Origin of the sequence: Streptomyces sp. NPDC048424 (assembly GCF_040651555.1) — a bacterium.
GTDB lineage: Bacteria > Actinomycetota > Actinomycetes > Streptomycetales > Streptomycetaceae > Streptomyces.
The window spans coordinates 1-23,056 of record NZ_JBEZKE010000034.1; the positions used below are offsets into that span (position 1 = coordinate 1).

General features: G+C 72.7%; 23 protein-coding genes. 10 read left to right on the top strand and 13 right to left on the bottom strand.

Annotation, left to right across the window (positions count from 1 at the left end):
* Positions 1-422: 422 nt before the first annotated feature.
* Positions 423-629, bottom strand: coding sequence for a DUF4287 domain-containing protein (locus AB0D29_RS32485; protein ID WP_362859142.1), 207 nt, complete (start codon positions 627-629; stop codon positions 423-425).
* A 103-nt stretch (positions 630-732) separates the two neighbouring features.
* Here AB0D29_RS32485 and AB0D29_RS32490 point away from each other — a divergent pair, with 103 nt between their 5' ends.
* A complete protein-coding gene (locus AB0D29_RS32490; RefSeq protein WP_362859143.1) occupies positions 733-1,446 on the top strand; it encodes a pyridoxal 5'-phosphate synthase in 714 nt (237 codons plus the stop codon).
* On the opposite strand, the gene AB0D29_RS32495 is transcribed toward AB0D29_RS32490, so the two are convergent.
* The 3 genes from AB0D29_RS32495 to AB0D29_RS32505 all read right to left on the bottom strand — a co-directional run bounded on the left by AB0D29_RS32495 (position 1,350) and on the right by AB0D29_RS32505 (position 3,165).
* A complete protein-coding gene (locus tag AB0D29_RS32495; protein ID WP_362859145.1) occupies positions 1,350-1,862 on the bottom strand; it encodes a Zn-ribbon domain-containing OB-fold protein in 513 nt (170 codons plus the stop codon). The two genes, AB0D29_RS32490 and AB0D29_RS32495, sit on opposite strands and share 97 nt — an antisense overlap.
* Positions 1,859-2,311, bottom strand: coding sequence for a DoxX family protein (locus AB0D29_RS32500; RefSeq protein ID WP_362859146.1), 453 nt, complete (start codon positions 2,309-2,311; stop codon positions 1,859-1,861). Before AB0D29_RS32500 ends, AB0D29_RS32495 begins: the two co-directional genes overlap by 4 nt.
* Positions 2,312-2,394: 83 nt before the next feature.
* Entirely contained in the window at positions 2,395-3,165 is a 771-nt protein-coding gene (locus AB0D29_RS32505) for a maleate cis-trans isomerase (protein ID WP_362859147.1), read from the bottom strand.
* Positions 3,166-3,312: 147 nt separating this feature from the next.
* Between AB0D29_RS32505 and AB0D29_RS32510 the strand changes: the two genes are divergently transcribed.
* The 5 genes from AB0D29_RS32510 to AB0D29_RS32530 all read left to right on the top strand — a co-directional run bounded on the left by AB0D29_RS32510 (position 3,313) and on the right by AB0D29_RS32530 (position 10,106).
* Complete coding sequence (locus tag AB0D29_RS32510) at positions 3,313-4,503, top strand: NAD(P)/FAD-dependent oxidoreductase (RefSeq protein ID WP_362859149.1); 1,191 nt, start codon at positions 3,313-3,315, stop codon at positions 4,501-4,503.
* A gap of 150 nt (positions 4,504-4,653) precedes the next feature.
* The gene (locus AB0D29_RS32515) at positions 4,654-5,139 is read left to right on the top strand and encodes a MarR family winged helix-turn-helix transcriptional regulator (RefSeq protein WP_362859150.1); all 486 of its coding nucleotides are present in this window, start codon (positions 4,654-4,656) and stop codon (positions 5,137-5,139) included.
* A gap of 103 nt (positions 5,140-5,242) precedes the next feature.
* Positions 5,243-6,778: an MFS transporter gene (locus tag AB0D29_RS32520; protein WP_362859152.1), complete on the top strand. Its 1,536-nt coding sequence runs from the start codon at positions 5,243-5,245 to the stop codon at positions 6,776-6,778.
* Positions 6,779-6,916: 138 nt separating this feature from the next.
* Positions 6,917-9,151 (top strand): acetate--CoA ligase family protein, encoded by a 2,235-nt coding sequence (locus AB0D29_RS32525; RefSeq protein WP_362859154.1) that lies wholly within the window; start codon positions 6,917-6,919, stop codon positions 9,149-9,151.
* Between the two features lie 229 nt (positions 9,152-9,380).
* Positions 9,381-10,106 (top strand): enoyl-CoA hydratase-related protein, encoded by a 726-nt coding sequence (locus AB0D29_RS32530; protein ID WP_362859234.1) that lies wholly within the window; start codon positions 9,381-9,383, stop codon positions 10,104-10,106.
* Between the two features lies 1 nt (position 10,107).
* Here AB0D29_RS32530 and AB0D29_RS32535 read toward each other — a convergent pair whose 3' ends face one another.
* From AB0D29_RS32535 to AB0D29_RS32545, 3 genes are all read right to left on the bottom strand, one after another.
* Positions 10,108-10,899: a VOC family protein gene (locus AB0D29_RS32535; protein WP_362859156.1), complete on the bottom strand. Its 792-nt coding sequence runs from the start codon at positions 10,897-10,899 to the stop codon at positions 10,108-10,110.
* Positions 10,900-11,048: 149 nt separating this feature from the next.
* The gene (locus AB0D29_RS32540) at positions 11,049-11,786 is read right to left on the bottom strand and encodes a hypothetical protein (protein ID WP_362859157.1); all 738 of its coding nucleotides are present in this window, start codon (positions 11,784-11,786) and stop codon (positions 11,049-11,051) included.
* 24 nt (positions 11,787-11,810) lie between these two features.
* Positions 11,811-12,626, bottom strand: a complete 816-nt coding sequence (locus tag AB0D29_RS32545; RefSeq protein ID WP_362859159.1) for a hypothetical protein — start codon at positions 12,624-12,626, stop codon at positions 11,811-11,813.
* 245 nt (positions 12,627-12,871) lie between these two features.
* On the opposite strand from AB0D29_RS32545, the gene AB0D29_RS32550 reads away from it, so the two are divergent.
* Positions 12,872-13,489: a flavin reductase family protein gene (locus AB0D29_RS32550; RefSeq protein ID WP_362859236.1), complete on the top strand. Its 618-nt coding sequence runs from the start codon at positions 12,872-12,874 to the stop codon at positions 13,487-13,489.
* Between the two features lie 64 nt (positions 13,490-13,553).
* On the opposite strand, the gene AB0D29_RS32555 is transcribed toward AB0D29_RS32550, so the two are convergent.
* The 3 genes from AB0D29_RS32555 to AB0D29_RS32565 are packed head-to-tail and all read right to left on the bottom strand — an operon-like array spanning position 13,554 to position 16,782.
* Positions 13,554-14,621, bottom strand: coding sequence for a Zn-dependent alcohol dehydrogenase (locus tag AB0D29_RS32555; RefSeq protein WP_351301126.1), 1,068 nt, complete (start codon positions 14,619-14,621; stop codon positions 13,554-13,556).
* Positions 14,618-15,856: an acyl-CoA dehydrogenase family protein gene (locus AB0D29_RS32560; RefSeq protein ID WP_362859161.1), complete on the bottom strand. Its 1,239-nt coding sequence runs from the start codon at positions 15,854-15,856 to the stop codon at positions 14,618-14,620. The genes AB0D29_RS32555 and AB0D29_RS32560 overlap by 4 nt, the downstream gene beginning before the upstream one ends.
* A 14-nt stretch (positions 15,857-15,870) precedes the next feature.
* The gene (locus AB0D29_RS32565; protein WP_362859163.1) at positions 15,871-16,782 is read right to left on the bottom strand and encodes an SDR family oxidoreductase; all 912 of its coding nucleotides are present in this window, start codon (positions 16,780-16,782) and stop codon (positions 15,871-15,873) included.
* A gap of 117 nt (positions 16,783-16,899) precedes the next feature.
* Here AB0D29_RS32565 and AB0D29_RS32570 point away from each other — a divergent pair, with 117 nt between their 5' ends.
* The 3 genes from AB0D29_RS32570 (at position 16,900) to AB0D29_RS32580 (ending at position 19,371) form a co-directional block, all read left to right on the top strand.
* Complete coding sequence (locus tag AB0D29_RS32570) at positions 16,900-17,826, top strand: cyclase family protein (protein ID WP_362859165.1); 927 nt, start codon at positions 16,900-16,902, stop codon at positions 17,824-17,826.
* Positions 17,827-17,936: 110 nt separating this feature from the next.
* A complete protein-coding gene (locus tag AB0D29_RS32575) occupies positions 17,937-18,629 on the top strand; it encodes a hypothetical protein (RefSeq protein WP_362859167.1) in 693 nt (230 codons plus the stop codon).
* 124 nt (positions 18,630-18,753) lie between these two features.
* On the top strand, positions 18,754-19,371 hold the full coding sequence (locus AB0D29_RS32580; protein ID WP_362859168.1) for a TOPRIM nucleotidyl transferase/hydrolase domain-containing protein: 618 nt from the start codon (positions 18,754-18,756) through the stop codon (positions 19,369-19,371).
* A gap of 12 nt (positions 19,372-19,383) precedes the next feature.
* Here AB0D29_RS32580 and AB0D29_RS32585 read toward each other — a convergent pair whose 3' ends face one another.
* The 3 genes from AB0D29_RS32585 to AB0D29_RS32595 all read right to left on the bottom strand — a co-directional run bounded on the left by AB0D29_RS32585 (position 19,384) and on the right by AB0D29_RS32595 (position 23,056).
* Positions 19,384-21,045 carry an alpha/beta hydrolase gene (locus tag AB0D29_RS32585; RefSeq protein ID WP_362859170.1) on the bottom strand — a complete coding sequence of 554 codons (1,662 nt, stop codon included), beginning with the start codon at positions 21,043-21,045 and terminating at the stop codon, positions 19,384-19,386.
* Positions 21,046-21,331: 286 nt separating this feature from the next.
* Positions 21,332-21,796, bottom strand: coding sequence for an ATP-binding protein (locus AB0D29_RS32590; RefSeq protein ID WP_362859171.1), 465 nt, complete (start codon positions 21,794-21,796; stop codon positions 21,332-21,334).
* Between the two features lie 324 nt (positions 21,797-22,120).
* Positions 22,121-23,056, bottom strand: a complete 936-nt coding sequence (locus tag AB0D29_RS32595) for an acyl-CoA dehydrogenase family protein (protein WP_362859173.1) — start codon at positions 23,054-23,056, stop codon at positions 22,121-22,123.

Sequence of the window (23,056 nt, forward strand, 5' to 3'; positions counted from 1 at the left end):
TCGGAGAGCTCGGCGGCAGTGCGTTCGACGCCCTGCGGGGATCACCCCGACACACACCCGACCCCGCCCCAACCGGCCCGCTTCGATCCCAGCCCTGCCAAATCCAGCCTCGCCGCACCAAATCCAGCCCCTCCGGCGTTTGAGGAGCGGGGTCCGGGGCGGAGCCCCGATCTTTGAGCTGCACCACCTCCGGCTTCGCCGCACCAAACCCAGCCCCGCCGGCGATTGAGGCGCGGGGTCCGGGGCGGAGCCCCGATCTTTGAGCCGCACCCATCCGGCTTCGCCGCACCACCTCCGGCTTCGCCGCACCGGCCGGCCTCGGTACCGAAATCCAGCCTCGCCGGCGATTGAGGCGCGGGGCGGAGTCTCGGTGTTTCGGGCTCGCCGGCGATTGAGGCCCGGCCCCGGAACGACCGGTGGGGCTACGCGCGCTCGGCGAGGGTGTGCGCGACCAGGGCGTTGGCGTGGCCGTGGCCCAGGCCGTGCTCGGTCTTGAGCCAGGCGACGAGCTCCATGTGCCGCGCCAGCGGCGAGGACCTGATGAGGTCCTTCCACTCGGCGATCGGCCGCCCGTACTTCTTCTCGATCGAGGGGAAGTAGCTCGCGGGGCCCTTCACCGGCTCGGCCATGGTTTCTCTCCTTCGTCGTGGTTCTGTCCCAGTGATGACCGGGAACGGGCACCGAACTCATCGGTCCCGCGGGGAAAACTTCGCGACGGCCTAGCCTGGGGGCATGACGATCGGCAGTGACGACTTCCACGCCACCCTGCACTCCCTGCGCGTGTGGGATTCCCCGCTTCCCGGGTTCGACGCCGGGGCCGCGCCCGGTGAGCCGCTCCCGTTGTTCCGGGAGTGGTTCGTGCACGCCGCCCGGGCGGGGCAGTTGGAGCCGCACACGATGAGCCTGGCGACGGTGGACGCCGCGGGGCGGCCCGATGTGCGCACGCTGATGCTGCACGACGCCGACGCGCGCGGCTGGCACTTCGCCTCGCACGCCACCAGCACCAAGGGCGTGCAGCTGGCCGGGCAGCCGCTGGCGGCGCTCGGGTTCTACTGGCCGACCGTGGCCCGGCAGGTCCGGATCCGGGGCCGGGTCACCGCGTGCGGGCCCGAGGAGAGCCGCGCGGACCTGGCGGTCCGCTCGCGCGGGGCGCTCGCCGCCGCGCTCACCGGCCGGCAGAGCGAGGTGCTGGAGTCGGCCGAGGACCTGGTCCGGGCCTCGGAGCGGGCCTGGGAGCGGGCCGGGGCCGAGCCGGACGCACCGGCTCCGACCTGGACCCGGTACGTGCTGGACGCCGACGAGGTGGAGTTCTTCCAGGGCGACCCCACCCGCCGCCACACCCGCCTGCGCTACCGCCGCACCGCCGAAGACGAAGCCGGCGCCGGGGCCGGCACCGCCGACGTCGACGCCGACGGGGCCTGGGTCCGCGAGCTGCTCTGGCCCTGATCCGGCCGGAAGACCGCCACCCACACCCCGTCCGCCGCCTCGCGGAAGGTGACCGTCAGCGGCATGCCGATGCGCAGGTCCGCCGCCTCGCAGGACACCACCTCGGTCATCATCCGCGGGCCCTCCGCCAGGTCGACCACCGCCGCCGTGTACGGGACGCGCGTGCCGAAGGGCGGGAGGTCGTTGCGGTGGATCACCGACCAGGTGTAGAGGGTCGCCCGGCCGCTCGCCGTCTCCCACGTCACGCGGTCCTCGCCGGCCCAGCAGTACGGGCAGAACTCGCGCGGGTAGTGGTGCGCCCGCCCGCACTCCCCGCAGCGGCGCAGCAGGAGCCGGCCCTCGGCCGCCGCGTCCCAGTAGGGGCGGGTGAAGTCGTCGGCCTCGGGGAGGTCGTGGCGCGCCGCGCCGCCGCTCACAGGAAGAGTCCGATCGCCGCGTCGAGGGACCAGGTCTGCCAGGACATGGCGAGGAGCGCGACGAGCGAGATGAGCGCCATCATCGCGTTCTGGCCCTGCTCGGCCCAGTCGTGGATCATCAGCACCAGGTAGAGCAGGTTCAGCAGCAGCCCGCCGACCAGGGCGACGGGGGTCAGGAAGCCGAGCACCAGGCCCAGCCCGAGCGCGAGTTCCGCGTAGACGACGAGGTACGCCATCGCCTTCGGGCGCGGTGCGACGACCAGTTCGAAGCCGCCCTTGACGAAGGTCCAGCGGTGCTTGTTCGCGACGTCGGCGGCCCACGCGATGCCGGTGCCGCGTTCGAACCAGCCCTTCTTGTCCTTGTGCCGCCAGCTCTCCAGCCACCACAGGCCGAGGCCTATCCGGAGCACGGCGAGCCATTCGGCCCCACTGAGCCAGATGGTCTGCATCGGCAGCCCCCACCCCTCTCATCACTGATCTGACGGTACGTCAGTTCAGCGGATGCGAGGCGATCCCGCAAGGCCCCGGCCGGCTACGGGTTCGCGAAGAGCCTCCCGTACCCCGTTACGGCGCCGGTGGCGGCGCCCGCAGCACGCAGGGCGGCCCACAGCAGGACCTGGTTGGCGGTGAGGACGGGACGGCCGAGGGCCGCCTCCAGCGCCTCGATCGCCCCGACCGCGCGGAAACCGTTGCCGCCGATGACCACCGCCGCCGCCCCGTCGGGCGCGAAGGACACCACCCAGTCCCGCAGGGCGCCGGGCCGGATGCGGCTCTGGTCACTGGGCAGGCCGCACGGGGCCGCGCGCACCACCTCGAAGCCGGCGTCCTCGTAGTAGGCCCGGCCCAGATCGTTCAGGGCGGCGTCGAACCACGGCGGATCCACCAGGCAGATCCGGCCGGCGTCCAGGATCCGCAGCGCCTCGGCCGTCGCGGCGCACGGGGCGACCACCGGCAGCCCGTGGGCGCACGCCGAGAGGCGGTCCAGCATCCGCGCCTCGCCGTGCGCCCCGATCGCGTACGCGGAGCTGGTGAAGGCGAAGCCGATCGCCGCCACCGGCGCGGCCGCCAGCAGTTCGGCGGCCTCGTCCACGTACGGCGGCTCGGCGAAGGCCCGTACGGGGGCCAGCGCAATGGTCGGATCCATCGCACCGCCGCGCCCCATCGCCGCGAACGGCACCCGGGCGGTGTGCAGCCCCACGTCCGCCGGGGCCATGGCGCGCAGCTCCGACTCGGGCCCCACATCGGCGTGCGGGGTGAGGACACCCAGGCGGACGCGGACGTCCCAGCCGTCGGGTCGCCACATCGGTCACTCCAGACTCTCCGGAAGCGGGAACTTCACCCTGCCACCGGGGACGGCGCACGGCCCGCCGCCCCGCCCGTGACCGTTCCGCAATCGATTCCCTCCTTGTCCGAGACCCATCAACTCAGCGTGGCGATACGATCACACCTCATGCCTGGAGTCCCCGCAGCACCCGACATGACCACCCAGCCCCGCCCCGTGTACGTCATCGGGGCCGGCCCCGGCGGCCTCGCCGCGGCCGCCGCACTGCGCGCCCGCGGGGTCCGCGCCGTGGTCGTCGAGAAGTCCGACGAGGTCGGCACGTCCTGGCGGCGGCACTACGACCGGCTGCACCTGCACACCACGCGCCGGCTCTCCGCCCTCCCCGGCCTGCCGATGCCGCGCCGCTTCGGGCGCTGGGTCTCCCGTGACAACGTCGTGCGCTACCTGGAGAAGTACGTCGAGTTCCACGAGCTGGAGCTCGTGACCGGCGTCGAGGTGACCCGGATCGAGCCCGCCCCGGAGGGCGAGGACGGCTGGATCCTGCACGCCAGCGGCGGGCGGGTGCTGACCGCCGCGGCCGTCGTCGTCGCCACCGGGTACAACCACACGCCCGCGATCCCCGACTGGCCGGGCCGGGACGCGTACGGCGGCCGGCTGCTGCACGCCGCCGACTACCGCAACCCCCAGCCGTACGCCGGCCAGGACGTCCTGGTCGTCGGCGTCGGCAACACCGGCGCCGAGATAGCCGTCGACCTCGTCGAGGGCGGCGCGGCCCGGGTGCGGCTCGCCGTGCGCACCGTCCCGCACATCATGCGCCGCTCCACCGCCGGCTGGCCGGCCCAGCGCAGCGGGATCCTCGTGCGCCGGCTGCCCGTGCGGCTCGTGGACCGGCTGTCCGCGCTCGTCGCCCGGACCTCGGTCCCGGACCTGTCCGCGTACGGGCTCCCGCGCCCGACGACCGGCCTGTACAGCAGGGTCAAGGAGGGGGCGATCCCGGTCCAGGACGTCGGCCTGGTCGACGCGGTCCGCAGTGGCAGGGTGGAGCCGGTGGCCGCCGTCGCGTCCTTCGACGGCGCCGAGGTAGTGCTCGCCGACGGCTCGCGGATCGGCCCGGACGCGGTGATCGCGGCCACCGGGTACCGCCGCGCCCTGGAGGGGCTGGTCGGCGACCTCGGGGTGCTCGACGAGCGGGGGCGGCCCCGTACGCACGGCGCCCGCACCGCGCGGCAGGCGCCCGGGCTGTACTTCACCGGCTTCAGCAATCCCATCAGCGGGATGTTCCGGGAGATGGCCCTGGACGCGGAGAAGATCGCCAAGGACGTGGCCCGGCAGGCGCGTCGCCAGGCGTCGTCCCGGTAGGGCCGCCCGCCGGAGCCGACCACCGGACCGGACACCGGAGCCGACCACCGGAGGCCGGCTCTCCGAGCCGGCCACCCGGGCCCGCCACCCGAACAAGTCGTCCGTTTGTCGATAATCCGCGACGGACCGACTTTGGCTACTCTGGCGGACATGACCGCCATGACGCGCACCCGCACCGATCCGGACCTCTCGTTCCTCCTGGACCACACCAGTCACGTGCTGCGGACCCAGATGAGCGCACAGCTCGGCGAGATCGGGCTCACCCCGCGCATGCACTGCGTGCTCGTCCACGCCCTCGAGGAAGAGCGCACCCAGGCGCAGCTCGCCGAGATCGGGGACATGGACAAGACCACGATGGTGGTGACGGTGGACGCGCTGGAGAAGGCCGGCCTGGCCGAGCGCAGGCCGTCCAGCACGGACCGGCGGGCGCGGATCATCGCGGTGACCGAGGAGGGGGCGAAGGTCGCGAAGGAGAGCCAGAAGATCGTCGACCGGGTCCACGCGAGCGCCCTCGGCGCCCTGCCGGACGACGAGCGCGAGGTACTGCTCCGCGCACTGAACCGCCTGGTCACGGGACATCTCCAGACACCCGAGGAGGGGCCGCGGCCGGCCCGGCGGGCGCGCCAGAAGGGCTGACACCACGACGACCCTCCAGCACTCCGATCCGTAAAAGATAGTCTGCAACAAAACCATCTGCTACGGTCCTTCCTGTTGCCTCCCAACGACAGGAGAGACCGCAATGCCCTCCACCACCTCCGCACCCGCACCCACCGCCCCGGGCTCGCGCTCGCGCCGGCTGGCCCTCGGCGTCCTGGCCACCGGCACGCTGATGACGGTCCTCGACGGCAGCATCGTGACCGTCGCCATGCCGGCCATCCAGAGCGATCTGGGCTTCACCCCGGCCGGCCTGAGCTGGGTCGTCAACGCCTACCTCATCGCCTTCGGTTCGCTGCTGCTCCTGGCCGGCCGCCTCGGCGACCTGATCGGCCGCAAGCGGATGTTCCTCGCGGGCACCGGGGTCTTCACCACGGCCTCGCTCGTCGCCGGCGTCGCCACCTCCCCCGGCCTCCTGATCGCCGCCCGCTTCCTCCAGGGCGCCGGCAGCGCGATGGCCTCCGCCGTCAGCCTCGGCATCCTGGTCACGCTCTTCACCGAACCGCGCGAACGCGCCAAGGCCATCGCCGTGTTCAGCTTCACCGGCGCGGCCGGCGCCTCGATCGGGCAGGTCCTCGGCGGCGTGCTCACCGACGCGCTCAGCTGGAACTGGATCTTCTTCATCAACCTGCCCATCGGCATCGCGACCCTCCTCCTCGCCCTCCCCGCCCTGCCCGGCGACCGCGGCCTCGGCCTGAAGGCCGGCGCGGACGCCCTCGGGGCGCTGCTCGTGACCTCCGGCCTGATGCTCGGCATCTACACGGTCGTCAAGATCGAGGAGTACGGGGCCACCTCGGCCCACACCCTCGGCTTCGGCGCCCTCGCGCTCGCCCTGCTCGTCGGCTTCCTCCTGCGCCAGGCCACCGCCGCGAACCCGCTCATGCCGCTGCGGATCCTCCGCTCGCGCAGCGTCTCCGGCGCCAACCTGGTCCAGATGCTGATGGTCGCCGCCCTCTTCTCCTTCCAGGTCCTCGTCGCCCTCTACACGCAGAACGTCCTCGGCTACGGCGCCGGCGAAATTGGTCTCGCGATGCTGCCGGCCGCGGCCGTGATCGGTCTCGTCTCCCTGACCGTCTCGGCCCGCCTCAATGCCCGGTTCGGCGAGCGCAGCGTCCTGCTGGCCGGTCTGGTGCTGCTGATCGGCGTACTCGGCCTGCTGACCCGCGTGCCCGGCCGGGCCGACCAGGCGGACTACGTCACCGACCTGCTCCCCGTGATGCTCCTGGCCGCCGGCTTCGGCCTCGCCCTGCCCGCCCTGACCTCGCTCGGCATGTCCGGCGCCAAGGAGGAGGACGCGGGCCTGGCCTCCGGGCTCTTCAACACCACCCAGCAGATCGGCATGGCCCTCGGCATCGCGGTCCTCTCCACCCTCGCCGCCTCCCGCACCGAATCCCTCACCGAGGCGGGCCGCCCCGCCCCCGAGGCCCTGACCGGCGGCTACCACCTGGCCTTCGCGGTCGGGGCGGCCCTCCTCGTCGCCGCCCTGGCCATTGCCTTCACGGTCCTGCGCCACCCGAAGGACGCCCCGCAGGAGGCGGCCGCCGGGGAGGCTGCCGGGGAGGGCGCCGCGGACGACGCCGTTGGCCGAACCGCACTCTGGACCGACCCCGCGCGGATCTGACACCGTTCACCACATCACCTCCACCAGCTTTCCTGCGCAGCCCTGTTCCTGACGGCACGTCAGTTCAGTAATCTGACTACACGTCAGTTATTGAGTTCCAGTTCCATCAAGGTTCATCGAGCAGGAGCGGGCGGAACGATGCTTGGATCTACTCACGGCACCCTCACCACCGACTTCCGCGCACGTGTCGAGGCCTGCGGGGAGTCCCCCAGGACGGCCGTCCACTCGTCGGCGGCCCCCTCCGCCGACGACGCGGTCGCCGTCGACGTCAGCGGCCGGCCGCTGCACGCCGACGTGCCCGACCTCGACCGGTTCTTCCGGCCCGAGTCCGTGGCCGTCATCGGCGCCTCCGACGCCGAGGGCAGACCGAACACCGGCATCACCCGCCAGCTCATCGCCTGGGCGGAACGCGTCGGCGCCCGGATCCACCCCGTGCACCCCACCCGCCCCACCGTCTTCGGACTGACCTGCCACGCCTCCGTGGCCGACCTGCCCGAACAGGTGGACCTCGCCGTCCTCCTCGTCGCCGACCCGCTCCCCGTCATCGAGGAACTGGCCGAGACCAAGGTGAAGTTCGCCGTCGCCTTCGCCTCCGGCTTCGCCGAGACCGGCGACGCGGGCGCCGCCGCCCAGGACCGGCTCGGCGCCGCCGTCCAGCGCTCCGGCCTGCGCCTCCTCGGCCCCAACACCAACCTCAACGCCTTCGAGGAGTTCCGCGACGACCTCGACGGCCCGGCCATCGCCCTGATCACCCAGTCCGGCCACCAGGGCCGGCCCGTCTACACCCTCCAGGAACTCGGCATCCGGCTCTCCCACTGGGCGCCCACCGGCAACGAGGCCGACCTGGAGACCTCCGACTTCATCTCCTACTTCGCCGAGCAGCCCGAGGTCGGAGCCATCGCCTGCTACGTCGAGGGCCTCAAGGACGGCCGGTCCTTCCTCCTCGCCGCCGACCGCGCCGCGCGCAACGGCGTCCCCGTCGTCGCCGTCAAGGTCGGCCGCACCGAGACCGGCGCCCGCATGGCCGCCTCCCACACCGGGAAGCTGACCGGCGCCGACACCGTCGTGGACGCGGCCATGCGCCAGTTCGGCGTGATCCGCGTCGACGGCCTGGACGAGCTCCAGGACACCGCCGCCCTGCTCGCCCGGGCCCGCAAGCCGCAGGCCGACGGGGTCGTCGTCTACTCGATCTCCGGCGGCACCGGAGCCCACTTCTCCGACCTGGCGACGGAGGCGGGCCTGACCCTGCCCACCCTCTCCGAGGCCAAGCAGCAGGAACTCCACCAGTGGATCCCGGAGTACCTGAACGTCGCCAACCCCGTCGACAACGGGGGCCACCCGGTCGGCGACTGGCGCGGCCGCAAGATCATCGACGCGATCCTCGCCGACCCCTCCGTCGGCGTCCTGATCTGCCCGATCACCGGCCCCTTCCCGCCCATGAGCGACAAGCTCGCCCAGGACCTGGTCGACGCCGCCGAGGCCTCGGACAAGCTCGTCTGCGTGATCTGGGGCTCCCCCGTCGGCACCGAGGACGCCTACCGCACCACCCTCCTCGGCTCCTCCCGCGTGGCCACCTTCCGCACCTTCGGCAACTGCATCACCGCCGTCCGCGCGTACCTCGGCCACCACCGCTTCACCGCCGGCTACCGGTCCCCCTTCGAGGACGCACCGCGCACGCCCTCGCCCTCGTACCGCAAGGCGCAGGCCCTCATGCGGCCCGGCCAGCAGCTCAGCGAGCACGCGGCGAAGCAGCTGCTGCGCGCCTACGGGATACGGGTCCCCCGCGAGCAGCTCGTGACGAGCGCGGCGGCGGCCGTCCGCGCGGCCGGCCTGGTCGGCTACCCGGTGGTGATGAAGGCCTCGGGCCCGCAGCTGGGCCACAAGACGGAACTCGGCCTGGTGAAGATCGGCCTGACCTCCGCGAGCCAGATCCGCGACGCGTACCGGGAACTGACCGACATCGCGCGCTACGAGAACGTGCCGCTCGACGGGATCCTCGTCTGCCAGATGGTGGAGCGGGGGGTGGAAATGGTCGTCGGCGTCACCCAGGACGACCTCTTCGGCCCGACGGTGACGGTGGGCCTCGGCGGGGTCCTGGTCGAGGTCCTGCACGACGCGGCGGTCCGCGTCCCGCCGTTCGGCGAGGACCAGGCCCGCGCGATGCTCACGGAACTGCGCGGGCACGCACTGCTGGAAGGCGTACGGGGCGCGCCCCCGGCCGACGTGGACGCGCTGGTGGAGGTCGTCCTGCGGATCCAGCGGATGGCGCTGGAACTCGGCGACGAACTCTCCGAACTGGACATCAACCCCCTGATGGTCCTCCCCCGCGGCCAGGGGGCGGTGGCACTGGACGCCCTCGCCATCTGCCGCTGACGATTCCAGCCTCGCCGGCGTTTGAGGCGCGGGGTTCGGGACGGAGCCCCGAGAAACGGAGAAAGGGCGGGGCGGGGAGAGGCTCCGCGCAGCGGCACCCGGCACCCGGCCACAACCGCAACCACGGACCACGAAAGGAGCCCCATCCGTGACCGCCGCCCCCGAGGACGAAGTCCTCCACCGCACCGAGAGCAACGTCTCGTGGATCACCCTCAACCGCCCCGAGGCGATGAACGCCGTCACCTGGGCCCAACGCGAACGCGTCATCGACCTGCTCGCCGAAGCCTCCGCCGACCCGGCGGTCCGTGCCGTCGTCCTCACCGCCACCGGCAAGGGCTTCTGCGCGGGCGCGGACCTCCGAAGCGGCGGCGGCGCCCCCGCCGCCGAGCGGGTCGCCGGCGACGTGGCCCGCATGATCCGACTCGGCGCGCAGCGCCTGATCACCGCGGTGCTGGACTGCGAGAAGCCCGTCCTCGCCGCCGTCAACGGCACGGCCGCCGGCATCGGCGCCCACCTCGCCCTCGCCTGCGACCTCGTCATCGCCGCCGAACCCGCCCGGTTCATCGAGGTGTTCGTCCGCCGCGGCCTGGTCCCCGACGGCGGTGGCGCGTACCTGCTGCCCCGTCTCGTCGGCCCGCAGAAGGCCAAGGAGCTGATGTTCTTCGGCGACGCCCTCCCGGCGGCCGATGCCGAGCGCCTCGGCCTGGTCAACAAGGTGGTGCCGGCCGAGGAGCTGGAGGCGACCGCCCGCGCGTGGGCGGAGCGGCTCGCGCAGGGCCCGACCCGGGCCCTCGCCCTGACGAAGCAGCTGGTCAACGTCTCCCTGGACGGTGACCGGGCGGCCGCCCTGGCCGCCGAGGCCACCGCTCAGGAGATCAACATGACCACGGCCGACGCGAACGAGGGCGTGGCGAGCTTCGTGGAGCGCCGCACGCCCAAGTACCTGGGCCGGTGAGCTACATCCGGGGGTTCGGCTTGAGCAGCGCGAACACCGCGCCGAAGGGGTCGGCCAGCCACGCGAGGCGCCCGACGTCGGGTACGTCCGCCGCCGGCATGAGCACCGACCCGCCGTTCTTCTGCGCCTTCGCGATGGTCTCGTCGACGTCCGCCACGTGGAAGTACGGCACCCAGCGCGCCTTCTCCTGCTCGCCGCCCGCGCCCTCGCCCAGCGGCGCGACCCCGCCGAAGGAGGCGTCCTCCTGGTCCCCGTCGGCGGTGCTCAGGACGCGGTACGTCATCCCGGGCACCTCCATCTCGGCGTACCGCCACCCGAACAGCCCGGCGTAGAAGCCGATGTCCGCGACCGGGTCCGGCACGTGGAGCTCCGCCCACACCAGCGTGTTCTCGTCGGAGGCCACCTCGAACCCGGCGGTGTTCCCGGGCTGCCAGCACGCGAACTCGGCGCCCTGCGGGTCGGTGAAGTGCGCGAGCCGGCCCTCCCCCATGACGTCCCCGGGCTCCATCCGGACCCTGCCGCCGCCGTCGCGGACGGCCGCGGCGGTTGCCTCGATGTCGGGGGTCATGAAGTGGTGCATCCAGGCGGACGTCGCCCCTTCCTCGGTGAGCGGCCCGAGCGCGGCGACGGTCTTCCCGTTCACCTGGAAGAAGCCGTAGCCGCCGGCCTCGGGTCCGGCGGAGGCGAAGTCCCAGCCGAAGACGGCGCCGTAGAAGGCGGCGGCCGCGGTCGTGTCGGGGCTGCCGAGGTCGAGCCAGTTGGGTGATCCGGTGCTGAAGTCGGTGCCGAGCATGGGGGTCCTCCAAGGAGTACGGCAGCGGTACGAGGTCGCTGCCACGATGCCGAGCCTCCACCCCCGGCCCGGTGTACGGGCGCTCGGGGGCGGGGGGTTTCACCCGTGTGGGGGTAAAAGGGGGAGGGTGCCTCGCGGCAGGCCCCGCCTCAGCTGCCGACCCGCTCCAGCGCCGGCAGGAACTGGTCGTAGAAGCTCACCTTGAGCCGCAGCGAGCGCTCCTCGGCCTCCCTGAAGCAGTCGGCGGTTCCCGCGCCGTCGCCGATCAGCTGCCGCAGCCGGTTGCCGAGCCGGTCGGAGTGGCTGGTGGCCAGCCTGTTCACGGTCTCCAGCGGGTTCTTCTTGGCATCGTGATGGTGGTGCGGGTAGTAGAAGCGCGAGTGGTTCTCGCCGTCGCGCACCAGCAGGGGTTCCATGCGCCCCCACAGCCGCCCGTACTCGACGGAGACCAGGATCTCGCCCCAGAAGCGCAGGACCGTCAACAGCCGGAGGTCGGCGTGGTCATGGTCGCCCGCGTCGGCGATGAGGGCGAAGGTGTCCTCGACGGCCCGCTTCGTCGCCGCCGTCGGCCTCGACCGGACGAGGGCCGTCCGGGATATCCCGAGCCGGCGCATGTCGTCCGTCATGTCCTCGCGGTGCGACTTCTTGTTCCCGCGGTCGTCCGGGTACTCCTCGCGCAGGATGATCCTGGCGATCCGCAGGCCCACCTCGTCCTGCAGGAGGTCGATCGCCAGGTCGTAGGCCGGGGTGAAGGCCAGCGACAGGAAGCGCCGCTGGAGCAGGATCTCGGCGAACGCCTCCTCCGGGAGCCGCTCGATGTTCGCGAGCACCGGATGCCGCCTGTACTGCTCGATCAGTTCGTCCTCGAACCTGTCCAGTTCCCACACGGTCGTAGCCCTTCTCCCGGATCACTAGATGACGTCGATCGATCTCACCGGGTCGCGCAGATCCACTTCGCTCCCGATGTCCCACAAGGTGTCCAGCTCCTTCTGCACCTGCCGGCCCATCACGGAGTCGCACCCGTCTATCTCGATCTGGGTGGACTCGATGGCGAGCTGCCCGTGCAGGAAGGAGCTGACCAGGTAGTGCTCGTCGGCCTTGTACACGGCGATCGACGGCAGGGAGTTGTAGACCCGCACCTTGAGCTTGTTCCTGAGCCCGGCCGGAAGGCGGTCGTGGACCCTGCCGAGGATGTCGAGGCTCGCGTTCACGGACACCGACCTGCTCGTGCTGCGCAACGCCTGGTCACGCAGGTACACCACATCGGACTTCGGGTGCACCAGCAGGATGCGCACCTCGACGTCCCGCTCGGTGACGGCCTTCTCCAGCGATTCCTCGAGACCGTCGAGGTTGGGTACCCACGTCTGGAGGATGACGACCTCGCGCCGGGCACCGCCCACGAGCCGTTTGAACTCCGCGGTGGGGAATTCCGGGTGCACCCTCGTCACGCCCAGGTAGTGCTGGCGCCGGAGTTCACCGGTGAGTCCGTCGAGCGTGAGGCCGGAGATCTGCGCGCTGATGCTGTCGAGCGCCTTCAGGCGGTCGAACTCCATCAGGAGGAAGAGGGTGACCGTGCTCAGGATGAGCAGCGTGATCTTCGGGAGGGTGCCCCCGGGGGCCATCTTGTCGAGCCATCCGAGGACGTCGGCGAGCAGGACCAGAATGCCCGCGGCCGCCATCGTACCCAGTGAGATCCGTTCGGCCCGGTAGCGAAAACCGTTGCCCATGACCACCCCAGCCCCCGACGTCGTTGTCGTTGGCCAAGACCATACACACGGGACTTCGAAGCCCTCTCATTGCCCCATGTCGCCTTGCTCACAAGGGAGTTCAGGCCATTGGCCGGATCTCGGAGGGCTGCCGGAGCGCGGCACGACACCCGAGGTCAGCGGGACGCGTCAACGCGTTCCGCGCCCACCCCTTCCTATCTGACGCACCGTCAGCTTCAATCGTCGGTGTGATGGGACATGCAGGGATGGCGGCCACCGTCGTCCGATACCTCAGGTCAGTCGGCTCCCCCACCTCCGCCGCGGCGGAGCGGGAACCCGAGCCCGTCGACGCCCTGCCGCGCCCGGATCTGCGCGCCGTCGGCGAGGACGAGCGCGCGCCGGTCAGCCCCGCCGAGTTCCGGGCCGTGCTCGGGAACTTCGCCAGCGGGGTCACCGTCATCACCGCGCCGCCCGGCGCGGACGAGGACGGCCCGGCCGGCTTCGCCTGCCAGTCCTTCGCCTCGCTGTCCCTCGACCCGCCCCTGGTCACCTTCATGGTGGCCCGTACGTCGACCACCTGGCCGCGGATCGCCCGCGCCGGGGTGTTCTGCGTCAACATCCTCGGAGCGGAGCAGGGCGAGCTGTGCCGGTCCTTCGCGGTCAGCGGCGCGGACAAGTTCGCCGGGGTGGGCCACACCCCCGCCCCCGTCACCGGATCACCCCAGCTCGACGCCGTGCCCGCCTGGATCGACTGCCGGATCCAGGCCGTCCACACCGGCGGCGACCACCTGATCGTCGTGGGCCGGGTCGTCGCCATGGGCGCGGCCGGCGAGGGCGAGCCGCTCCTCTTCCACAAGGGCCGCTTCGGCCGCCTGGCCGACTGACAGAGGGCGATCCGACGCGGGAGGGTGGCTCCGGGGCCGGGCCCAGGAGCCACCCTCCCCGCGGTCAGAAGGTGAGCACCCCGCGCGCCACCCGCCCGTGGTGGGCGTCGTCGACGGCCTTGGCGAAGTCCTCCACCGGGTAGACCTCCGTCACCAGCTCGTCCAGCAACAGCCGGCCCTGCCGGTAGAGCTCGGCGTACAGCGCGATGTCGCGCTGCGGGCGCGAGGACCCGTACCGGCATCCCATGATCGTCTTGTCCAGGTACATGGAGGAGACGAGGAAGGACGCCTCCTCCGTGAATCCGGGCACGCCCAGCAGGATCGCCTGACCGTGCCGGTCCAGGAGGTCCACGGCCTGCCGGATCAGCTTGACGTTGCCCACGCACTCGAAGGCGTGGTCGGCGCCGGTCGGGAGGATCTCGCGCACCGCCGCCGAGGAGTCGGCCACGGCGGACGCGTCGATGAAGTGCGTGGCCCCGAACTGCCGGGCCACCGCCTCCTTCGCCGGGTTCGCGTCCACCGCGACGATCGTCGTGGCCCCCGCGATCCGGGCCCCCTGGAGCACGTTCAGCCCGATGCCGCCGGTGCCGATGACGACCACGGACTCGCCGCGGTCGACGCGGGCCCGGTTCAGCACCGCGCCCACCCCCGTGAGGACCCCGCAGCCGATGAGCGCCGCCGAGGTCAGCGGGATGTCGGCGGGGATCTTCACGGCCTGGACGGCTTTGACGATCGTGCGCTCCGCGAAGGCGGAGTTGGAGGCGAACTGGAACAGCGGCTTCCCGCCCCGCGAGAACGGCTGGCCGGGCATGCCGATCGCCTTGCGGCACATCGTCGGCCGGCCCCGGTCGCAGTCCGCGCACGCCCCGCAGTTGGCCAGGGTGGACAGCGACACGTGATCGCCCGGCGCCACATGGGTGACGCCCGCGCCCACGGCCTCCACGATGCCCGCGCCCTCGTGCCCGAGCACCACCGGCGGCGGGAACGGGATCGTCCCGTCGATGACCGACAGGTCGCTGTGGCACAGGCCGGCCGCGCCGATCGCGACCAGTACCTCCCCCGGCCCCGGGTCCCGGATCTCCAGGTCGTCGACCACCTGGGCCTGCTTGCCGTCGAATACGACGCCTCTCACCTGGACTCCTTAGGCAGGCCGAGCACGCGCTCGGCGATGATGTTCCGCTGGATCTCGTCCGAGCCGCCGTAGATGGTGTCGGCGCGGGTGAACAGGAAGAGCCGCTGTTCCTCGTCGAGTCCGAGTTCGTACGGGAGCCCGGGCGTCCAGGGCGCCGGACCGGCGGTGGCCGCCGCGCCGCGGACCTCCACCGCCAGCTCCCCGAGCCGCCGGTGCCAGCCGCCCCACAGCAGCTTGGCCACGCTGGGCGCGCCCGCGTCGTCGGTGGCGCCGAGCGTGCGGAGGGCGTTCCACCGCATGGTGCGCAGCTCGGCCCACTGCCGCACGAGCCGGTCCCGCAGGACTGGATCCCCCGCGCCCGGAGCCGTCGTGCCCGGAGCCCCCGTGCCCGGGGCCGCCCGCGCCGCGTACGCCGCCAGCACCCGCTCCAGTTCGGCCGCGAAGCCGATCTGCTGCACCAGCGTCGAGACCCCGCGTTCCAGGGCGAGCAGCCCCATGGCCACGGTCCAGCCGTCGCCCTCCGCGCCGACGACCTCCGCCGCCACCGCCCCGTCGAAGAAGACCTCGTTGAACTCCGAGGTCCCCGACATCTGCCGGATCGGCCGCACCTCGACCCGCCCCGGCTGGTCCATCCGTACGAGCAGGAACGACAGCCCCCGGTGGCGCCGCGATCCGGGTTCGGTGCGGGCCAGGACGAAGCACCAGTCGGCGTCCCGGGCCAGGGAGGTCCAGATCTTCTGCCCGGTGACCCGGTACAGCCCGTCGGCCGGGTCCCGTACGGCGGCGGTACGGATCCCCGCGAGGTCGGAGCCGGCCCCCGGTTCGCTGTAGCCCTGGCACCACAGCTCCTCGCCCCGCGCGATGCCGGGCAGGAAGCGGTCCCGCTGTTCCTGGCTGCCGTACGCGATCAGCGTGGGCGCGAGGAGGTTCTCCCCGATGTGGCCGACCCGGCCGGGCGCGCGCAGCGCCGCGTACTCCTCGGCCCACACCACCTGGCCGGTCAGCGAGAGCCTGCGCTGTCCGTACGCCCCGGCCGGGGCATCCCAGCCCTGCCCGATCCAGCCGCCGCGCCCCAGCTCGCGCTCCCACGCGCGCCGCGCCTCGACCCCCTCGTGTTCGCTGCCCGGCCCGCCGAGCCCGATGACCTGCGCGTACGGGCCCACGAGGTGCTCCGTCAGCCACGCCCGGGCGTGCCCGCGCAGCTCCTCGTCCTCGGCCCCGAAGCTGAAGTCCATCCTGCTCAGGCCCCCTACGCGTTGGGGCGGTCCTTGGCGGCCGCCGCCTTGGCCATGGCCTCCAGCTGCGCCAGCATCGGCATCGGGTCGGTGCCCACCGTCCCGGGCAGGAAGTCGGCGATCTTCTCCGGGGTCCAGGAGCCCTCGGCGTACCCGGCGCGCAGTTCGCGCGGCTGCGCCCAGACGGCGATCTTCGGGCCGGCGATCGTGTACACCTGCCCGGTGATCTCCTCGGCCTTGGCGCGGTCGCTGAGCAGGTAGGTGACCAGCGCGGCCACGTCCTCCGGCTCGCCGATCTCCTTGAGCTCCATGGGGACGTTCGCCGACATGCGGGTACGGGCGACGGGTGCGACGGCGTTGGCCGTGACCCCGTACTTGGCGAGGCCCAGTGCCGCGGACCGGACGAGGGAGATGATCCCGCCCTTGGCCGCGCTGTAGTTGGCCTGCGCGACCGATCCCTGGTGGTTGCCGCTGGTGAAGCCGATCAGGGTGCCCGAGCCCTGCCGGCGCATGACGGCGGAGGCGGCGCGGAAGACGGTGAAGGTGCCCTTGAGGTGGGTGGCGACCACCGGGTCCCACTCCTCCTCGGACATGTTGAACAGCATCCGTTCGCGCAGGATGCCGGCCACGCACACGACGCCGTCGATGCGGCCGAACTCGGTGAGCGCGGTGTCGACGATGCGCTGGCCGCCCGCCATGGTGGAGATGTCGTCGGCGACGGCGACGGCCTCGCCGCCTGCGGCCTGGATCTCCTTCACCACGCCGTCGGCGACCTCGCTGGTCGGTTCGCCGCCCCCGATCCCCACGCCGTAGTCGTTGACGACGACCTTGGCGCCCTCGGCGGCCGCGGCGAGTGCCACGGCCCGCCCGATGCCCCGGCCGGCGCCGGTGACGGCGACGACCTTGCCTGCCAAGAAGTTCCCCACGTCCGGCCCCTTCCCGCGTTTTCTGACGGACCGTTAGATTCTATGGGTAGTCAGATGCACCTGCACAAGCCCTCGTTGCCGTCGTTGCCGTATCCACGCAAGGAGCTGTCGACGCCCATGACCCTGCCCGCCGCCTTCCACGACATCGCCAAGCGCGTCAACAACTGGGGACGATGGGGCGCCGACGACGAGATCGGCACCCTGAACCTGATCACGGACGAGGTCGTCCGGGCCGCCGCGGCGGAGGTCCGCAGCGGCCGCCGCATCCCGCTCGCCCTCCCCCTCAAGGAGGACGGGGTGCAGGTCGGCATGATCCCGGGCCGGATCAACCCGCTGCACACGATGGTGCAGATCAACCAGGAGATCTTCGGCCCGGGCACGGTGGCGTGCAGCGACGACGCCGTCAGCATGGGCCTCCAGGCGGGCACCCACTGGGACGCCCTCACCCACGTCTCGCACTCGGGGAAGATCTACAACGGCCGTCCGGCCGGCACCATCACGGCGCACGGCCGCGCCGAGTACAGCGGCATCGACAAGGCCGGCCCCATCGTCTCGCGCGGGGTCCTGCTGGACGTGGCCCGCGCGAAGGGCCTGGACCGGCTGGAGGGGGGCCACGCGGTGACCCCGGAAGACCTGGCGGAGGCGGAGGAGTTCGGCGGGGTCGCGGTCCGCCCGGGCGACATCGTCCTGGTCCGCACCGGCCAGATCCAGGTCTATCTGGCGGGCGACAAGCACGGCTACGGCTTCCCCTCGCCCGGCCTCTCGGTGCGCACCCCGGAGTGGTTCCACGCCCGGGACGTGGCGGCCGTCGCGAACGACACCCTCACCTTCGAGATCTTCCCGCCGGAGATCGACGACCTGTGGCTGCCGGTGCACGCCCTCGACCTGGTCGAGATGGGCATGCACCAGGGCCAGAACTGGAACCTCGAAAAGTTGTCCACAGCCTGTGCAGAAGAAAATCGTTACTCCTTCCTCCTCTCCGCGATGCCGGAACCCTTCGTCGGCGGTACGGGCACCCCGGTGGCCCCGGTGGCCGTCCTCTGACCCCGGCCACGCGCGAGCCGTACGCGGTGGAACCATGAGGTGGACATGACGCGTCCCCGTACGCGCGCGTCACACCCGTCCCCACCACCTTCCCCGCAGGAGAAGCCCGCATGGCCAACCCGTACCAGGTCACTCCGCCGCCCGCCCCCAGGCGCCGCTCGGGCGGCAACGTCGTCGCCGTCATCGTCCTCGCCGTGATCATCGTCGGCGGCTACTTCGCCCTGCAGTCGGTCAACAAGAAGGACGACGGCAAGCCGACGGCGTCCACCTCGGCATCCCCCTCCGCCAAGCCCACGGCCAAGGACCCCGGTTCGCCCGAGTCCTCCTCCGACACCTCCAGCGCGTGGAAGGTCGGCGACTGCGGCGGCCCCGACCCGGCCAAGGCCCCCGACGGGTACAAGCGGACGGGCTGCTCGGACTCCGGGGCCACCTTCAAGGCCATCGACATCAAGGAGGCGAGCATCCTCCCGGGCGCGATCCAGTGCCCGCCCGGCACGGACCTGATGATCGACGTGAGCATCTCCTACGGCAGCTCCAAGTCGAGCGGGATCCCCACCAACACCGTCTGCGGCCGCAACCTGTCGAACGACCACCCCGGCGACGCGGGCGCTGGCGGCGGCCAGCTGGTGAAGGGCGACTGCGTGACCAACCAGGCCAAGGAGGTCGCCTGCGGCGGCTCGGGCGCCCAGAAGGTCCTCGGCCTCGTCAAGACGAAGTCCGAGTGCCCCTCCGGCACCACCGACCCCATCGAACTCACCATGGCCATCGGCCGCCCGTACGACGTCATCTGCACCGACGGCTAGAGACGGTCTTTGCAGCTGTCCGCCCGCCGTCCCGGCGCGATGCCCGGGACGGCGGGCGGGCGTGAACGGCCGTGGCCGCCGAAAAGCGCGTGCCACGGCATCCACGACGGCGCAGACTCACCCCATGGCAGACATACGGGCGTTCCGGGAAGCGGTCGACGACTGGGCGGCCGGCGGTCCCGAAGGGCCCGCCCGCGCTCTGGCCGCCCGGCTGAACGTGCGGACGGCGGTGCTGCTGGAAGGGCCCAGCGACCTCGCGGCCGTCGAGGCGCTCGCCGCACGCCGCGGCCGCGACCTCGCCGCCGAGGGCGTGTGCGTCGTATCGATGGGCGGCGCCATGAGCGTCGCCCGCTACACCGGCGTCCTCGGGCCGCCCGGCCTCGGCCTGCGCCTGACGGGACTGTGCGACGAGAACGAACGGCCCTTCTACGACCGGGCCCTGGCCCGGGCCGGAGCGCCCCGCGAGGGCTTCTTCGTGTGCGTGGCGGACCTGGAGGACGAACTCATCCGCGCCCTGGGCACCACACGGATCGAGGACGTCCTGCGCTCCGAGGGCGAGCTCCGCTCCTGGCAGACCTTCGTACGCCAGCCCGCCCAGCGCGACCGGCCCCGGCAGCGGCAGCTGCGGCGCTTCCTGGGCACGACGAAGGGCCGCAAGATCCGCTACGGCCGTCTCCTCGCCGAGGCCCTCGCCCCCGAAGAGGTACCGGCCCCGCTCGACGACCTCCTCGCGGTGCTGTGACCCGCGCCGGTCTCAGTCGGTCTGCTTGACGCAGGTCCGGTCCTTCGCCGGCAAGGTGCCCGTGGCCAGGTACCTGTTGACCTGGTCGTCCACGCAGGTGTTGCCGTACCTCCCGTAGAGGGCGTGCCGGTTCGCGCCCTCCAGGGTGATCAGCCTGGAGCTCGGCAGCTGCCGGCGCAGCTCGACGCTGCCCTTGTACGTGGTGCGCGGATCGCCGGTGGCGGCCACGATCAGCGCGGAGGCATCACGCGTCACCCGGGTGGGCTCCTCGCGCGGCCGGTCCCAGAAGGCGCACGGGTTGATGTTGCGGGTCAGCGGGCCGAACAGGGGATGCGCGGCGCGGCTGCGCTCGATGTCCCGCCAGTACTGCTCGGGATCGCGCCCGGCGGCCACGTCCCCGCAGATGATCGCGGACTGCACGCCCGTGGGCTCGCCCTCCCCGCGCAGCACGTACCGGAGCTCCGCGGCGAACCCCGCGGGCAGCGTGGTGGGCGCCCCGCCGGCGGCCGCGACCAGTACGGACACCAGCTCGCCGAAGGACGCCCGCGCGGGCTCGGCATCGTCCGCGATGCCCGAGAACAGCAGGAGCGGCACCTGGCTCTCGTCGATCCGGAAGGCATCGGCGCCCGAACCGATGGTCAGCGGGCCGCGCGCGGCTGCCACGACGACGCGGTCGACGGAGGCGAGCACCTCGGCGCGGGTGCGGCCGAGGCCGTAGGTGCCGTGGCGCTCCGCCGCCCAGCCCGCCCAGTCGGACAGCGCCTTCTCGTTCGCGCGCTCCGCGCCCTCCAGCAGTCGGGGGCGGTAGTCGCCCGGGTTGATCGCCCCGTCGAGCACCACCCGGTCGTGGCGGCCGGGGAACATCTGGGTGTAGACCGTGCCCAGGTAGGTGCCGTAGGAGTAGCCCAGGTAGGAGATCTTCCGCTCGCCGAGCGCGCCGCGGATGACGTCCATGTCGCGGGCGGTGTTGCGGGTGCTGATGTGCGGGAGCACGGAGGCATCGGTGGCCCGGCACTTGTCGGCGAGGCCCTTCTGCAGGGCGACCTGCCGGTCGAAGCCCGCCCGGTCGGCGCCGGCCGACAGCCAGGTCATCCCGAGGGGCCAGCCGCAGTCCAGCGGGGTGCTGCGCCCGACGAAGCGCGGGTCGAAGCCGACGACGTCGAAGCGGGCCCCGACTTCCTTCATCGCCGCGCGGGCCGTCGGCGGGTAGGCCCGGGCGGGGCCGCCGGGGCCGCCGGTGTTCAGCAGGATCGCGCCGATGCGGTGACGGGTGTCGGTGGCTTTGAGCCGGGATATCGCCACGGTGATCGTGCGGCCCCGGGGGGCGGAGTAGTCAAGCGGCACGGTCACGTCCGCGCACTGCACACCGGCCTGGTCCAGTTCACGGCCCGTGGTGTCGTCGGGGCCCGTGACGCAGCTGCCCCAGCGCGGCCGCTGCTGGTAGTACCGGTCGAGCCCGGCCCCGGAACCGTTCGCGGTGGACGCTGACGCGGACGGGAGCGCGGCCCCGGCGGTCACGGCCTCGGCGGAGGAGGCCTCGGCGGCGACGGCCAGGGTGGGGCTGGTGGCGAGGCAGGCGGCGAGGACGAGGCCCACGGAGGACGCGCGGCGAGCGGCGGGGCCGAGGGTTCGTTCGGTGGTGGGCGACGCATCGGCCGCTTCGTGTGATCGCATGCCCCGAGGCTAGGAACCGGCCCCGGCACGGCACATCGGCCACGGGCACGAGGTCGTGGGTCCCGCCCGGCCCGGCGCCCGGGACCCGCGGCCCGGTCCGGCCTCCTCCTCCGGGAGGAGGCCCGGCGGGTGATGCGGGTGGCGGCGGCGCGCATGCACGCCCCGAGCGCGGCACGGCAGCCGCCACCCCGCGACCCGCACTCGTCAAGGCGTGTCCTTGGCGTCCCCTCGCGTCGAATCGCTCCACACCAGGGTGATCAAGATGTGACGGATCGTCAACACCTCGTTAGAGGTACAAGCGCGGTTCCCGCGTCGGGGGGTGAACTTCCGACGGGCCGTCGGAGGCGCAGTCCGACGCCTCCTTCTCCGCGCGGTCGATCTCGCACCAGATGCGTTTGCCCGCACCCTCGCGCTGCCAGCCCCAGCGGTCCGCCAGGCCGTCCACCAGCTCCAGGCCGCGCCCGCCGGTGTCGTCGCCGGCCGCCTGCCGGCGGGCCGGCTCCCGGTCGCTCGCGTCGGCCACCTCGACCCGCACCCCGGGTCCTCCGAACAGCATCCGCAGCACCGCCGGACAGCCCGTGTGCACGACCGCGTTGGTGACCAGCTCGGAGATCAGCAGGATCAGCGTCTCGGCGAGCGGCTCGTCATCCCCTATGCCCGACCCGGCCAACCGGGACCGGGCCCATCGGCGGGCCCGACCGACCTCGGCTGGGTCCGCTCCTACCTCCAGCTGAACCTGAAGCACCTGCACCGCTCACACCATCCGAACCGGCGGACACTTCGCCTCGCGACAGGATGGGATCACCCACCGTGATCCCCTTGCGGAGCAGCATGGTTGACATACAGTCACCACAACAAGCGCTTCGGGCATATTCCCGCGCGAAGGAGTGGGCGTGGTGCATACTGTGCGACGCTCGCGCCGCTCAACCGCTCGCATCTGTGGGAGCGTACCGGAGCAGGCCCCCGACTCCGGTCCGTAACGGCGGAGGCGAAGGACACAAACCGATATCAACTCTCTGTAATCGGACATGCGTCCCGCGGCGTCCCCGCCGTGCCCCGCGACGACCGCGAACGGCTACACCGCCGCCTCCAGCAGCTCCGCCGCCAGCCGTTCCTCCGCCTCCCCCGCCGTGCACCACTGCTCGGCCCGCACCCATGCCCGCTTCAGGTGCAGGTGCACGTCCGCCTCCCACGTGAAGCCCATCCCGCCGTGCACCTGCAGACAGTCCCGGGCGGCCCGTACGGCCGCCCCGTCCGCCAGCAGCTTGGCCGCCGCCACCTCCCCCGGATCGCCCGTCACCGCCGCCGCGTAGACCGCCGTACGGGCCACCTCCGCCCGCACCAGCATCTGCGCGCACAGGTGCTTGACCGCCTGGAACGCCCCGATCGGCTGCCCGAACTGCTCGCGCTCGCCCGCGTACCGGACCGCCAGCTCCACCGTCCGCAGCGCACTGCCGACCTGCAGCGCCGCCGTCAGCAGCGCGCCCGCCAAGCGGTACTCCGACACGTCCCCGGGCGGCGACGCCACCCGGTGCAGCGGCGTCAGCGGGTCCACCGAGCGGACCGGCGACCCGGCCGGCACCCCGGGGGCCCCCAGCACCGCGTCCGCCTCCGCCAGGTGCGCGACCAGGCAGCCGCGCAGGCCGTCCCCCGGGCCGTCCCCCGGGCCGCCGCCCAGGTCGAAGGCGGTCACCACCGCCGTCCCCGCCGCCGCCCCCGGGACCACCCCGGCGGCCAGGTGCGTGGCCACCAGCGGCCCCGGCAGCAGCGCCCGCCCGGCCTCCTCGAAGACGAGCACCGCCTCCGGGAGGCCGAGGCCGACGCCACCGGCGGACTCGGGCAGCCGCAGCGCGAAGAAGCCCGCCTCGCCCAGCTCCCGCCACAGCCCGCGGTCCACGGCGACGCCCGTGTCCACCGAAGTACGCAGCGCCTCGCGCCCGTACCGCCCCGCCAGCAGCTCCCGTACGCCCGCCCGCAGGTCCCGCTGCTCCTCCGTCGGCTGGAAGTGCAC